Source organism: Cellulomonas cellasea (assembly GCF_006538745.1).
Classification (GTDB): domain Bacteria; phylum Actinomycetota; class Actinomycetes; order Actinomycetales; family Cellulomonadaceae; genus Cellulomonas_A; species Cellulomonas_A cellasea.
In genome coordinates this window covers 31,145-44,159 of record NZ_BJLR01000001.1, presented here as the reverse complement: position 1 = coordinate 44,159, position 13,015 = coordinate 31,145, and the positions used below count along the sequence as shown (strand labels likewise).

General features: G+C 76.6%; 10 protein-coding genes and 2 pseudogenes. 7 read left to right on the top strand and 5 right to left on the bottom strand.

Features of this window, described 5'->3' with window-relative positions:
• Positions 1 to 47: 47 nt before the first annotated feature.
• Positions 48 to 1,478, top strand: a pseudogene (locus tag CCE01nite_RS21910) (APC family permease).
• A 146-nt stretch (positions 1,479 to 1,624) separates the two neighbouring features.
• Here the strand turns inward: CCE01nite_RS21910 and CCE01nite_RS00180 are convergent.
• Entirely contained in the window at positions 1,625 to 2,506 is an 882-nt protein-coding gene (locus CCE01nite_RS00180; protein ID WP_034630910.1) for a L,D-transpeptidase, read from the bottom strand.
• A gap of 150 nt (positions 2,507 to 2,656) precedes the next feature.
• On the opposite strand from CCE01nite_RS00180, the gene CCE01nite_RS00175 reads away from it, so the two are divergent.
• Positions 2,657 to 2,917, top strand: a complete 261-nt coding sequence (locus CCE01nite_RS00175; protein WP_034630914.1) for an HPr family phosphocarrier protein — start codon at positions 2,657 to 2,659, stop codon at positions 2,915 to 2,917.
• 31 nt (positions 2,918 to 2,948) lie between these two features.
• Here CCE01nite_RS00175 and ptsP read toward each other — a convergent pair whose 3' ends face one another.
• Both ptsP and CCE01nite_RS00165 read right to left on the bottom strand, forming a co-directional pair.
• Complete coding sequence (gene ptsP, locus CCE01nite_RS00170; protein ID WP_141371816.1) at positions 2,949 to 4,637, bottom strand: phosphoenolpyruvate--protein phosphotransferase; 1,689 nt, start codon at positions 4,635 to 4,637, stop codon at positions 2,949 to 2,951.
• A gap of 308 nt (positions 4,638 to 4,945) precedes the next feature.
• Positions 4,946 to 6,193 (bottom strand): annotated as a pseudogene (locus CCE01nite_RS00165) (PTS transporter subunit EIIC); the annotation flags it as partial.
• Positions 6,194 to 6,401: 208 nt separating this feature from the next.
• Here CCE01nite_RS00165 and CCE01nite_RS00160 point away from each other — a divergent pair.
• From CCE01nite_RS00160 to CCE01nite_RS00140, 5 genes are all read left to right on the top strand, one after another.
• Positions 6,402 to 7,220: a GntR family transcriptional regulator gene (locus CCE01nite_RS00160; protein ID WP_246056231.1), complete on the top strand. Its 819-nt coding sequence runs from the start codon at positions 6,402 to 6,404 to the stop codon at positions 7,218 to 7,220.
• Between the two features lie 16 nt (positions 7,221 to 7,236).
• Positions 7,237 to 7,470: a PTS sugar transporter subunit IIB gene (locus tag CCE01nite_RS00155; protein ID WP_034630932.1), complete on the top strand. Its 234-nt coding sequence runs from the start codon at positions 7,237 to 7,239 to the stop codon at positions 7,468 to 7,470.
• A gap of 76 nt (positions 7,471 to 7,546) precedes the next feature.
• Positions 7,547 to 7,777, top strand: coding sequence for a PTS sugar transporter subunit IIB (locus CCE01nite_RS00150; RefSeq protein ID WP_034630937.1), 231 nt, complete (start codon positions 7,547 to 7,549; stop codon positions 7,775 to 7,777).
• Complete coding sequence (locus CCE01nite_RS00145; RefSeq protein WP_034630940.1) at positions 7,777 to 8,235, top strand: PTS sugar transporter subunit IIA; 459 nt, start codon at positions 7,777 to 7,779, stop codon at positions 8,233 to 8,235. Before CCE01nite_RS00150 ends, CCE01nite_RS00145 begins: the two co-directional genes overlap by 1 nt.
• Positions 8,226 to 8,903 carry an HAD family hydrolase gene (locus CCE01nite_RS00140; protein ID WP_052104198.1) on the top strand — a complete coding sequence of 226 codons (678 nt, stop codon included), beginning with the start codon at positions 8,226 to 8,228 and terminating at the stop codon, positions 8,901 to 8,903. The genes CCE01nite_RS00145 and CCE01nite_RS00140 overlap by 10 nt, the downstream gene beginning before the upstream one ends.
• A gap of 109 nt (positions 8,904 to 9,012) precedes the next feature.
• Here CCE01nite_RS00140 and CCE01nite_RS00135 read toward each other — a convergent pair whose 3' ends face one another.
• On the bottom strand, positions 9,013 to 10,002 hold the full coding sequence (locus tag CCE01nite_RS00135; RefSeq protein ID WP_034630942.1) for an NAD-dependent epimerase/dehydratase family protein: 990 nt from the start codon (positions 10,000 to 10,002) through the stop codon (positions 9,013 to 9,015).
• Complete coding sequence (locus CCE01nite_RS00130) at positions 9,999 to 12,860, bottom strand: alpha/beta fold hydrolase (RefSeq protein WP_246056230.1); 2,862 nt, start codon at positions 12,858 to 12,860, stop codon at positions 9,999 to 10,001. The genes CCE01nite_RS00135 and CCE01nite_RS00130 overlap by 4 nt, the downstream gene beginning before the upstream one ends.
• Positions 12,861 to 13,015: the final 155 nt, after the last annotated feature.

Below are 13,015 nucleotides of genomic sequence, written 5' to 3'. Positions count from 1 at the left end.
GACTTCCCAGGACGGACGTCGGAGCACGTCGGCCCCCGGGAGGCCCCATGTCGACCGCACCCCCCACCTCCGAGCGCGCGGCGGGCGAGGACGCCCCGCTGGCCCGGACCGTCGGGCGCAAGGTCCTGCTCCTGTTCGTGGTCGGCGACATCCTCGGCGCGGGCATCTACTCGCTGACCGGCAAGGTCGCGGGTGAGGTCGGCGGCGCGATCTGGGTCCCGTTCCTCGTGGCGTTCGGGCTCGCCACGCTCACCGCCGCGTCCTACGTCGAGCTCGTCGGGAAGTACCCGCGCGCGGCGGGTGCCGCCCTGTACGCGCACAAGGCCTTCGACAACCCGTTCGTCACGTTCATGGTCGCGTTCACCGTGATGATGTCGGGCGTCACGTCGGCCGCCGCGGCGGCCCGGGCGTTCGGCGGCGACTACCTCGCCGAGTTCGTGAGCGTGCCGACGCTCGTCGCGGCGTACGCGTTCCTCGCGCTCGTCGCGGTGGTCAACCTGATCGGCATCTCGGAGTCGATGCGCGTCAACGTGGTGCTCACGGTCATCGAGGCGTCGGGGCTGCTCGTCATCATCGCGATCGGCGTGTGGGCGGTCGTGACCGGGGACGGGGAGCCGTCGCGCGCGCTCGACCTCGACCCGGGCGACGCGAGCGTGTGAACCGCGGTGCTCGGCGGGACGGCGCTCGCGTTCTACGCGCTGCTCGGCTTCGAGGACTCGGTCAACCTCGCGGAGGAGTGCCAGGAGCCGCGGCGGGACTTCGGGCGGGCGCTGTTCGGCGGGCTCGCGATCACCGGCGTGGTCTACCTCGCGGTCGCGTTCACCTCGTCGCTGCTCGTCGACACCGCGACGCTGCGGGAGTCGACCGGGCCGCTGCTCGAGGTCGTCAAGGTCGCGGGACTCGCGTTCCCGCCGTCGCTGTTCGCGCTCATCGCGCTGTTCGCGGTCGGCAACACCGCGCTGATCAACATGATCATGGCGTCGCGCCTCGTCTACGGGATGGCGCGGGAGGGCATCGTCCCGCCGGCGCTCGGGCGCGTGAGCCGGCGCCGGACGCCGTCGGTCGCGATCGCGTTCACCATCGCGATCGCGCTCACCCTCGTGAGCACCGGGGACCTGGCGGGCCTCGCGGACACGACCGTGCTGCTGCTCCTGCTCGTCTTCGCGGTCGTCAACGTCGCGGTGCTGGTGCTGCGGCGCGACCCGGGGGACGCGACGGGCGACGCGCGGGCCGACGCGGGGGCGGACCTCGGCGACGGTGCGGGCGGGCCGGCGGCGGGCGACGCAGCGCGCGGGGGCGCCCGGCGCGGGTTCCGCGCGCCGACGTGGGCGCCCGTGCTCGGCGCCGTGGTGAGCCTGACGCTCGCGAGCCCGCTGACGGGACGCGAGGACGCCGTGTACGTCCGGGCGGCGCTGCTGCTCGGCATCGGTGTCGTGCTCTACGCGGTCAACCGCGTGCTCGTGCGCCGGGCGGGCTGAGCCCGCACCGGCCCGGCTGGCCGGGCCCCCACCGCCGGGCCGGGCGAGCCCCCATCGCCGGGCCGGCCGAGCCCCCACCGCCGAGCCCCCCACCGCCCGGCCGGCCGAGCGGCGGACCGAGCCGGACCCTGCCCGACCCCGCCGGGTCACGCCGTGATGAGCACCGGGGTCCCGAGCGGGACGCCCGCGAACGCGTCGAGCATGTCCGCCGGGATGCGCAGGCACCCGTTCGAGATCGCGCCGCTGTGGCTCGGGTAGGCGTGGATCGCGATCGGGGCGGGCCCGCCGCTGAACTGGTCCAGCGTGGGGGAGTGCGCGCCGAACGTCACGAAGAGCCGGGAGTACGTCGCGTTCGGGTCCGGGTAGATCGACATCACGAACGTGCGCGTGACGGGGGTGGGCGTCTCCGGCGTGCCGATCCCGGCGCCGGTGCGCGCGAGGACCTCCTCGCCGCGCCACAGGGTGACCTCGCCCGTGGAGAGCGTCGCGGTGATGCGCAGGTCGGTCGTGCTCGTCGTGACGTCCCCGGCCCAGACCCAGCCGGTCGCCTCGTTGACGCCCGACGGGCCGACCTCGCTCGGCAGCCCGCGCCGGACGACGAGCATCACCTGGTACCAGTCGCCCTCCTGCGCGACGACGGGGTACGCCGTGTCGCCCTGGTACGCGGCGACGGGCAGGAGAGCGAACGCCTCGCCGCGCGGGGCGTCGTAGAGCGGGGCGCCCGCGGGCGTGCTCGGGGCGACGAGCTGACCGCTCGGGACCGCGCCGGGGTCCGGGTCCGGGACGGCGCGCGGCAGGACCGCCCACGGGTCCGCGACCGGGAGGCTCGCGAGGTCGAGCGGGGGTGGGGTCCAGGCGGGGGTCGGTGCTGCGGGAGCGGGCGCGGGCGGGTGCGTGCGCTCGGCGGTCACCGGCGCCGCGACGGTCTGCGTCGGCCCGGGCTCGGCGGTCCCGGTGCCCCCGGTGCCGCAGCCTGCGAGCACCAGGAGCAGGGCGGCGGCGAGGGCCGTGCGCGGTCGGGTGCTCATCCCGTCGAGTATCACCCGGGTCCGCCGCACGGTCACCCCGGGCCGTACCCGTCCCGTCCTCGAGCCGTGCCTGGGCCGAAGGTCGGTGGCCCGAGGGGGCCGGACGGGCTACTGTGGTCTAGACCACTGTCGCCGAGCCCGGAGGCCAGCATGCCCGCACGTCGCGTCACCGTCGCGATCCCCGAGGGGCTGCACGCGCGCCCCGCGGCGCTCTTCGTCAAGCTCGCGGCGGAGCAGCCGTCGCCCGTGACGCTGCGCCGCCCCGACGGTGAGCCGGTGCCGGCCTCGAGCATCCTCAGCATCATGACGCTGGGCGTGCACGCGGGCGAGGAGGTCGTGCTCGAGTCCGACGGCGACGCCGCCGACGCCTCGCTCGACGCGCTCGAGACCTACCTCGTCAGCGCCGGCTGACGACCCGGGCGTCCGAGCCGCGGCCGCCGCGTCACAGCCCCAGCTCCTCCAGCACCCCGAGCCGCGCGCGCACCGCCGCGCGCGCGTCCTCGGCGGAGTCGGACCCGAGCGCGAGCTCCCCGAGCTCGACGCACTCCGCGTGCGTGACGCTCGCGAGCACCGCGGCGACGTCCGGCAGCGCGCGCGCCGTCATCGACAGGCTCGTGACGCCGAGCCCGACGAGCACGACGGCCAGCGCGGGGTCAGCCGCCGCCTCGCCGCACACGCCCACAGGCCGGTCGTGGCGCGCGCCGCCCCGGCACGTCGCGGCGACGAGCTCGAGCACCGCGGGCTGCCACGCGGTCGACAGCGGCGCGAGCTCACCCAGCAGCCGGTCCGCGGCCATCGTGTACTGCGTGAGGTCGTTGGTGCCGACGCTCGCGAACGCGGCCCGCGCGAGGATCGGCCCGGCCGTCAGGGCCGCGCTGGGCACCTCGACCATGACACCCGCGGTGGTCAGCCCGTGCGCGGCGCAGCGCGCGACGAAGTCCGCCGCCTCCGCGACGGTCGAGACCATCGGCGCCATGACCCACACCTCGGCGCTCTCGGCGGCGGTGGCCCGGGCGATCGCGGCGAGCTGGTCGTCGAGCACCTGCGGGTCGCGCGTCGCGGTGCGCAGCCCGCGGACGCCGAGCGCGGGGTTCGGCTCGCCGGGCGCCGTCAGGAACGGCAGCGGCTTGTCCGCCCCGGCGTCGAGCGTCCGCACGACGACCTTCTTGCCCGGGAACGCGGACAGCACCGTCCGGTACTGCGCGACCTGCTCCTCGACGCCGGGTGCGTCGGCGCGGTCGAGGAAGCAGAACTCGGTGCGGAACAGCCCGACGCCCTCGGCGCCCGCCGCCGCGGCGGACGCCGCCCCGCCGGGGTGGCCGATGTTCGCGAGCAGCGGCACGTCGTGGCCGTCGCGCGTCCGCCCGTGGCCGTCGAAGGTCCGGGTCCGGCGGGCGGCGGCGACCGCGCGCTCGACCTCGTCGTCCGTCGGGTGCACGAGCACCGTGCCGGCCGCGCCGTCGACGAGCACGAGCGCGCCCTCGGGGACCGACGCGGCGTCGGCGGCGCCGACCACGGCGGGGATGCCGAGCGAGCGCGCGAGGATCGCGGTGTGCGAGGTGGGCCCGCCCTCGCGCGTGACGATCGCGAGGACCTCCTCGGGGTCGAGCGTCGCGGTGTCGGCGGGGGAGAGGTCGTCGGCGAGCAGCACGATCGGGTGCCCGGGGTGCGGGACGCCCGGCGCGGGCCGGCCCGCGAGCGCGCACACCAGGCGGTCGCGCACGTCGGCGACGTCTCGCGCGCGCTCGCCCAGGTACCCGCCGATCGCGCGGAGCTGGTCGATCACGGTCGCGGCGGCGTCCCACACGGCGCGCGCGGGGTCGAGGCGCTGCGTCCGGACGAGTCCCGTCGCGGTCGTCACGAGCGTCTGGTCCGCGGCCATCAGCGCGGTCGCCTCGAGCACCTCGCGGCCCTCGCCGGTCGCGTGCTCCGCGGCCGCCTCGAGCTCGTGCTGGACCTCGGCCGAGACGCGGGAGATGCGGGCCGCGGCCTCGTCGGCGTCGGCGCCCTCGGGCAGGGTCGCGACCGGCGGCTCGGGCACGCCGTCGGGCATGCGCGTGACGCGGCCGGCGACGCGGCCGGGGCTCACGCCGATGCCGGTGACGAGGTGCTGGTCCTGGACGTCGGTCATGGGGGTCCTCGTGCTCGGGGTCGGCGCTGCGCCGACGGGGGTGCCGGCGGAGCCGACGGGTGCTGACGGGGGTGACGCCGGGGACGGGCGCCGGTGGCTGCGGCCGGGGCCGGGTCGGCGAGGTGCTGCCGACCCGGCCCGGGCGCGTCAGGTCCCCGTCGGGCGGGCGAGCCGCCGGTGCCGGTGGTGGGGTCCGGCTTCGTGAGGGTCGGTCCCGTCGCCGTGGTGTCGCCCGGGGCGACGGCGGGGCGCGTGCCGGCGGCGACGGGCACGGCGTCCGCCGGCTGGTCGACGAGCACGTTGTTCGGGTCGACCGTGGCCTCGTCGTCCTCGCGGCCCGGCGTGCGCAGGTTCCACCGCGTGATGACGAAGCGGAAGAGCACGTAGTAGAGGACGCCGTACGCGAGCCCGATCGGGATGAGCAGGAGCGGCTTCTGCGCGATGTTGAAGTTGAGCAGGTAGTCGATCACCCCGGCGGAGAAGCCGAAGCCCTGGTGGATGTCCAGCGCGTTCGTGAGCGCGAGCGACGTGCCCGTGAGGACCGCGTGGATCACGTACAGCGGGTACGCCAGGAACAGGAACGAGAACTCGAGCGGCTCGGTCACGCCGGTGACGAACGAGACGAGCGCGGCCGAGCCCATGATCCCGGCGATGACCTTGCGCTTCTCGGGCTTCGCGGTGTGCACGAACGCGAGCGCGGCCGCGGGCAGGGCGAACATCATGATCGGGAAGAAGCCGGTCATGAACGTCCCGGCGGTCGGGTCGCCGTGCAGGAAACGGTTGATGTCGCCGCTCCACACGTCGCCGTTGGCGTCGGTGAACTCGCCGAACTGGAACCAGGGCAGCGAGTTGAGCAGGTGGTGCAGGCCGATCGGGACGAGCAGGCGGTTCGCGGTGCCGTAGACGAACGCGCCGAGGATCGTCGAGCCGGTGACCCAGTCGCCGACGGCGGTCAGGACGGCGTCGAACCAGGGGTAGACGAGCGCGCCGATCACCGCGACGACGATCGCCATGCCGGCGGTCACGATCGGCACGAAGCGCCGGCCGCCGAAGAACGCGAGGTAGGGCGGGAGCTTGATGCGCGAGTACTTCTGGTAGAGCAGCGCCGCGACGAGGCCCATCACGATGCCGCCGAGGACGCCGTAGTTGATGAGCTCCTGCGGGTCGTCGCCCTCGGGCGTGCCGAGCACGTACGGCGACAGGGCGTCGGACACGCCCTTGAAGACGAGGTAGCCGACGACGGCCGCGAGCCCGGTCGAGCCGTCGGACTTGCGCGCGTAGCCGACGGCGACGCCGAGCGCGAAGAGCAGCGGCAGGTTGGCGAAGAGCGCGTTGCCGGCGGCGGCGAGCACCGCGGCGACCGGGAGCATCCAGTCGCCCCACGAGCCGGCGAGGCCGTCGGCGCCCAGCATGTCGGGCTGGCCGAGCCGCAGGAGCAGCGCGGCCGCGGGCAGGGACGCGATGGGGAGCATGAGCGAGCGGCCGACACGCTGGAGCTGCGGCAGCCCCGGGATGGCCCGCTTCTCGCGCGTGGCGGGTGCGGTGGTGGTGGTCATGACGGGGGTTCACTCCTCGTGGTGGGCGGCCGTGCGCATGGGGGGCGGGGCCGATCGAGCGGAGGATGGGCGGGGGTAGGGCGACGGGACTGCGGTGGGCCGAACGCGCTGCACTAGATGTCTGGACCAGTTGCGGCAACCATGATGGAATGCCGCATAAGGTGTCAAGAGTCCGGCGATCCCGCCGCGGCCCGACGAGGGGATGAGGGTGGGTCGCTCGGTTCTCAAGCACGTCCGGGTCAGGGACTACCTGCGCTCGCTCGTCACGCACGAGCTCGCCGTGGGGGACACGATCCCGTCCGAGCGCGCGCTGTGCGAGCGGTTCGGCGTCTCCCGGATGACCGTGCGGCAGGCCGTCGACGCCCTCGTCGTCGAGGGGCTGCTCGCCCGTGAGCAGGGCCGCGGCACGTTCGTCGCCCCCGGCAAGGTCGACCTCGAGGTGCGCCTCGCCTCGTTCGGCGAGGAGATGGCCCGCCGCGGCATGACGCCGTCGTCCGAGGTGCTCTCCGCCGAGGTCGTCGAGGCGACGCCCGACATCGCCGACGCGCTCGACATCCTCCCCGGCGAGATGACCTTCTACCTGCACCGTGTGCGCTTCGCCGACGGCGAGCCCATGGCCATCGAGCAGTCCTGGCTGCCGTGCCGGCTCGTGCCCGGGCTGTTCGACGGCGACGTCCCCCAGAGCGTCTACGGCGAGCTCCGCCGGCGCGGGCTCGAGCCCGACTGGGGCGAGGACGTCGTCGCGGCGACCGAGGTGCACGCCGCCGACGCCGAGCTGCTGCGCGTCCCCGTCGGGCGCGCGGTGCTGCGGCTCTCGCGGCGCACGTTCGCCGGCGAGACCGCGTGCGTGTACTCCCGGTCGGTCTACCGGGCCGACCGCTACGTCCTGTGGGTCCCGCTGCGCGCACCGAGGCGCGCTCTGACACCGAGGTCCGGGAACCCGTCCGAGGCGCAGGCACTGCCGCCTGCGCAGGAGCAGGGCGACGGGACGCCGGCCGACCCGGCGATGAGCGGGGTCGCGACATGAACGAAGGGTGGAACGGGTGACGGGTCAGGCCCAGAACATTCTGGCGGCGCTCGGAGGGGTCGCCAACATCGTCGACATCGAGCCGTGCACCACGCGGCTGAGGTCCGAGGTGCGCGACACGGCCCTCGTCGACGTCAAGGCGCTGCGCGTCGCCGGCGCGCACGGCGTGATGATCGCGGGACGCGTCGTGCAGGTCGTCGTCGGCCCGCACGTCGACACGATCGCGGCGGACCTCGAGGAGCTCCTGTGAACCGCAGGACCTCCGGGCGGTCCGGCGCCCACACGCGGGGGCCCGGCAGCCCCCGCCCGACATCAAGGGAGAACTCATGAGCAAGGCAGAGCAGATCCTCGCGGGCCTCGGCGGCGACGCGAACGTCGTCGACCTCGAGGCGTGCATCACGCGCCTGCGCGTCGAGGTCGTCGACCCCTCGCTCGTCGACGAGGCCGTGCTCAAGGCCACGGGCGCGTTCGGCGTCATGCGCTCGGGCACCGCGGTCCAGGTCGTCGTGGGCCCCGAGGCCGACACGATCGCCTCCGACATCGAGGACCTCCGCTGATGGGCCTCACCGTCCTGGCCCCGGTCGCGGGCGTCGTGCACGCCATGGCCGACGTGCCCGACCCGGTGTTCGGCGGCGAGATCGTCGGCCCCGGGCTCGCGATCGACCCGCCGCGCGACGGCGTCGTCAACGCGATCGCCCCGGTCAGCGGCACGATCGCCAAGCTCCACGCGCACGCGTTCGTGGTCGTCGGGGGCGACGGGCGCGCGGCGCTCGTGCACCTCGGCCTCGACACCGTCCAGCTGCAGGGCAAGGGCTTCGAGCTGCACGCCGCCGAGGGCGACGTCGTCCAGGCCGGCGACGTGGTCGTCAGCTGGAACCCGGGCGAGGTCGAGGCCGGCGGTCGCTCGCCGATCTGCCCCGTCGTCGCGCTCGAGGGCGCACCGGGCAGCCTGACGCCGCTCGTCGAGATCGGTGCGCAGGTCAGCCCCGGGGACGCGCTGTTCGAGTGGAGCTGACGGGGCTCGACGCGGCGCTGCGCGACGCCACCGGGCTGCTCGTGGACCTCGACGGGACGCTCGTCGACAGCGAGCCGCTGCACCGCCAGGCGTACCGCGACTACTTCGCGGAGCGCGGGTGGGACGTGCCCGACGACGTCGTGCGGCAGTTCGCGGGGCGGCGCGCCGTCGAGGTGTTCCCGGTGCTCGACGGGCCGTGGGCGGGGGAGGACCCCGAGGCGCTGACCGCGGGCGTGCTCGACGTGCTGGCCCGGGCGACCGCCCGGCCCGAGGCCGTCGCCGGCGCCGCCGAGCTGCTCGCCGCGTGCGCGCGGACCGGCGTCCCGGTGTGCGTCGTGACGTCCGCCCGGCTGTCGTGGGCGCTGCCCGCGCTCGACCTGCTCGGCGTCCCGCGCGGCGGCCTGCGGCTCGTGACCGCCGAGGACTGCACGCACGGCAAGCCCGATCCCGAGCCGTTCCGCCGCGGCGCGCAGACCCTCGGGCTCGACCCCGCCGGGCTCGTCGCGCTCGAGGACTCCCCGGCCGGGATCGCCTCGGCCCGCGCCGCCGGCGTCGGGCTCGTGCTCGGGGTCCGCACGACGCAGCCGGACGACGTGCTCCGCGCCGCCGGTGCCGACGCGACGAGCGGCGACCTGACGGCCCTCGCGGCGGCGGTCGGGGCGCGCTAGCAGCCGTCGGCCGGAGCCGTCCGAGTCGGGCAGGTCGAGCGTGCGGACGATCGCGTGGACGTGCTTCTCGACCGCCGACGGATGCAGCGCGGTCGACCGGCGCCGGCCGTCAGCCCGCGGGCGTCCCGGAGGCCGCACGCAGGCGGCGCAGGCCCTCGTCCAGCGTGACCGCGGGGGCCCACTGCAGGTCGGCGCGCGTGCGGCGCTGGTCGAACCAGTGCGCGGTCGAGAGCTGCTCGGCGAGGAACCGGGTCATCGGCGGCTCGTCCGTGCCCGGGCGCACGCGCCACACGGCCTCCACGAGGGACCCGGCGGCGCGGGCGAGGGCCGCCGGGACGTGCCGGCTCGGGGCCGGTGCGCCCATCGCGGTGCAGATGCCGCCCAGCATCTCGGCGATCGGCCGTGGCTCGCCGTTCGTCACCACGTACGCCTGGCCGCGCACGGCGCCGTCGGGGGCGTCGAGGCGGCCGAGCGCGGCGACCATCGCGGACGCGGCGTTGTCGACGTAGGTCGTGTCGACCAGCACGGTCCCGGCGTCGAGCAGGGGCAGCCGCCCGGCCCGGGCGCGCTCGGCGAGACGTGCGACGAGCTGGGTGTCGCCGGGACCCCACACGAGGTGCGGGCGGACCGCGACCACGCGCAGGCCGGGCCGGTCGGCGGCCAGCGCGAGGACCTCCGCCTCCGCCTTCGTCCGGGCGTAGTCCCCGCGGGCCCGGGCCGGGTCCGCGGGCAGCGCGCCGTCGCCGACGATCGAGGCGCCGGTGTGCGCGACCGACGGGGACGAGACGTGCACGAGCCTTTCGACGCCGTGGCGCGCGAGCGCCGCGAGCACGTTGCCCGTGCCGCGGACGTTGACCTCGTGGAACTGCGCCGGGTCGCCCGCGAGCGAGACCTTCGCCGCGAGGTGCACCACGGCGTCGACCCCCGCGACGGCGCGGTCGACCTCCGCCGGGACGGTCACCGAGCCGAGCACGTCCTGCGCGTGGGCCAGGCCGCTCGGGCGGCGCTGGAACGTGCGGACGTCGTGCCCCGCGGCGTGCAGCGCGTCCGCCACCGCACGCCCGAGGAGGCCGCTCGCACCGGTGACGAGCACCTTCACGGTCGACGGGCCCGTCGGCCGGCGAGCACGCCCTCGGCCCAGGCGGCGAGCCGGGTCCGGTCGATCTTCGAGTTGTGCCGCACGTCGGTCGGCATGCGGGGCACGACGAGCACGGCGGCGAGGGGCCGACCCGCGGCGGCGCGCACGGCGGCCGCGAGGTCGGGCGCAGCCAGGCCCGGTCGGCGGGCCGCGGGACCGGTCTCGACGACCGCGACGAGCACTGCCGCGCCGCGCGGACCGACGCCGACGAGCGCCGAGCGGGCCACGCCGGGGACCCCGTCGACGCGCTGCTCGACGCCCACGGGCGTCACGACGCCGTCCGCGGTGACGACCACGTGCGCGAGCCGGCCCTCGACCCAGAGGCGACCCTCGGCGTCGAGGTGCCCGACGTCGCCGGTGCGGTGCCAGCGCTCGGGGCCGGGGCCGGGGCCGGGGGCCGTGCCCGTGCCCGTGCCGGCCCGCGGGCCGGTGTCGGAGCCGGAGCTCGTGGCCGTGCCGAGCGTGCTCGCGCGGTCGGTGAGGTGCAGGCGGTCGTAGCCCTGCTTGAGGTGCGGCGCCGAGACCACGATCTCCCCGGTCACGTCCGGCTCGGTCGACGGCGTTCCCGTCGCCGCTCCGTCGTCGTCCAGCGCGCTGATCCGCACGACGGCCCCCGCGGCCGGCCGGCCGACGCACACGCCGCCGGGCACGTCCGGTCCGGGGGCACCGGCCGCGTCGCGGATCTCGTCGAGCGTGATGTCGGTGACGACCAGGCACTCCGTCATCCCGTACGGGGTGTGCGGGGTGGCGTGCGGCAGGAGCTCCGCGGCGCGCGCGAGCAGCTCGACCGGCACGGGCGCGCCCGCGGACAGGAAGGTGCGCACCGACCCGAGGCCGGCGTGCTGCTCGGCGGTGAGGCCGTCGGCCGTCGCGACGACGTTCGCGAGCGCGGCGGGGGACAGGAACAGCACGGTCGCGTCGACGGCGGCGGCCGCGTCCGCGACGGCGGCGGCCGTGAGCGTGCGCGGCGACGTGACGTCCATCGCGGGGATCGCGGTCCGCGCGCCCAGGCCCGGCGCGAGCAGCGCGAACGGGGCGAAGCCCGCGACGAGCCCGGTCCCCGGCCCGAGGTCGTACCGGGTCGCGAGCGCGCGGCACGCCGCGGCGAGCTGCGCGTGCGTGTACACGACGCCCTTCGCGGGGCCGGTCGAGCCCGACGTGAACAGCACCGCCGCGGTGTCGTCCGGACCGGGCGGCGCGGGTGGCTCACGGCGGGCGCCGAGCTCCGCGACGTCGGCGAGCGTGTGCTCGACGCCGAGCGCCCGGGCCAGCGCGGGCGCGAGCGGTGCGACCGAGATGCGCCGCCCGGGCCAGCCGAGCGCGCGTGCGGCGGAGAGCCCGGGTGCGGCGCCGATGACGACGTCGGGGCGCGCACCGCGGACGGCGCGCGTGAGGCCCCGGACGCCGAGGCCCGCGTCGGCGACGACCACGACCGCACCGATGCGCAGGCACGCGTAGAGGACGGCGGTGAGGTCCGCGCCGGGCGGGACGACGAGCGACACCCGGTCGCCGCGCCGCACCCCGAGGGCGTCGAGGCCCGCGGCGATCTCCCGGACGCGCCGGGCGAGCAGCCGCCAGCTCACGACGCGCGGCGCCGGCCCGGCGGAGGGCGCGAGCTCGACGAGCGCGGTCTCCGCGCTCCCGGCCAGCGACTCCAGCCGGTACCAGAGCGGGTGCCGGTCGCCCCACTCGCCCGCGGTGCCCCCGGCCGCGTGCGCCGGGTGGCCCGCCGGGACGTCCTCGACGTGGCCGGGTCCGACGTGTGCGGGACGGCCCGGGCGCGGGTCGTCGTCCGCGACGCCGTCGGGGTGTGCGGGACGGTCCACGCCAGGCGCGGCGTGCGCCGCGACGTCCGCCGGTGCGTCCTCGACGTGCCCGGGTGCGGCGTGCCGTCCATGGGTGTCCGCGTCGGCGCCCAGCGTCGCGCCGCCCGCGCCCGCCCGGTAGGCCCCGCCCGCGTCGTGCTCCCCGAACCGGTCGTCGAGCCAGTCCAGCACCGCCGTCGCGTGGTCGACGTCCTCCGCGACCAGGTGGCCCGCGGTCTCGAACCGGTGCACGTCCGCGTGCGGCAGCCGCGCCTGCAGGTCGTCGAGGTAGCGGTCGCGGAACACGGGGTCCTTGGCGCCCCACAGCACGAGGGCCGGCACGTCGAGCGCCCGCACGCCCGCGGCGACCCGGTCGAGCTCGGCGGCGCTCGGGTGCGCCGCGTCGGCGGGGATGTCCGCGACGAAGCCCTCGATGCCGCCGCGGCGCCCGGCGCTGCGGTACGGCGCCCGGTAGCCGGCCTTGACCGCGGGGTCGAGCGGGGGGTGCGCGAGCGCGAGCGTCGTGTCGAGGAACGCCGTCGTGCGGCGTGTCGAGGATGCGAGCACGCCGCGGCGCAGCGCGAGGCGCAGGGGAGCGGGCACCGGGGTGCCGGCGGGCTGGTGCACGGCCGTGTTGAGCACCGCGACGCCCGCCAGGACGTCCGGGTGGTCGACCGCCCAGCCCAGCGAGACGACGCCGCCCCAGTCGTGCCCGAGCGTCACGACCGGTCCCGCGAGGCCGAGGGCGTCCGTGAGGTCACCGAGGTCGCGCACCCGCCGCGCGAGCGGTCGGTGCGCGCCGGTCCGCTCGGAGAAGCCCATCTCGAGCTGGTCGACGGCGACGACGCGCCACGCGGGCCGACCGGCGGCGGCGGCCTCGGTCGCCACCGCGACGAGCCGACGCCAGAGGTAGGACCACGTCGGGTTGCCGTGCACGCACAGCACGGTGCCGACGGGCTCGCGGCCGAGCTCGTCGAGCCGCCCGCCGTTGTCGAGCACGTGCCACGTGCGCACCGGTCCGGCGGACGAACCCGCGCCGGCGCGTCCTGCGCCGTGCTCCGGCACGGCTGTCAGCGGGGTCTCCGGGGCGCGGACCAGCCGCGAGAACCCGGCGTCGAGACCGGCGAGGCCGCGCGGCGGCAGGGATGCCGGGGCGGTGGGCCCCGGCG

Coding starts and splice junctions, on each gene's coding strand:
- ptsP (WP_141371816.1), bottom strand. CDS start 4,637: ATGACCGACGTCCAGGACCAGCACCTCGTCACCGGCATCGGCGTGAGC.
- CCE01nite_RS00145 (WP_034630940.1), top strand. CDS start 7,777: ATGGGCCTCACCGTCCTGGCCCCGGTCGCGGGCGTCGTGCACGCCATG.
- CCE01nite_RS00180 (WP_034630910.1), bottom strand. CDS start 2,506: ATGAGCACCCGACCGCGCACGGCCCTCGCCGCCGCCCTGCTCCTGGTG.
- CCE01nite_RS00175 (WP_034630914.1), top strand. CDS start 2,657: ATGCCCGCACGTCGCGTCACCGTCGCGATCCCCGAGGGGCTGCACGCG.
- CCE01nite_RS00150 (WP_034630937.1), top strand. CDS start 7,547: ATGAGCAAGGCAGAGCAGATCCTCGCGGGCCTCGGCGGCGACGCGAAC.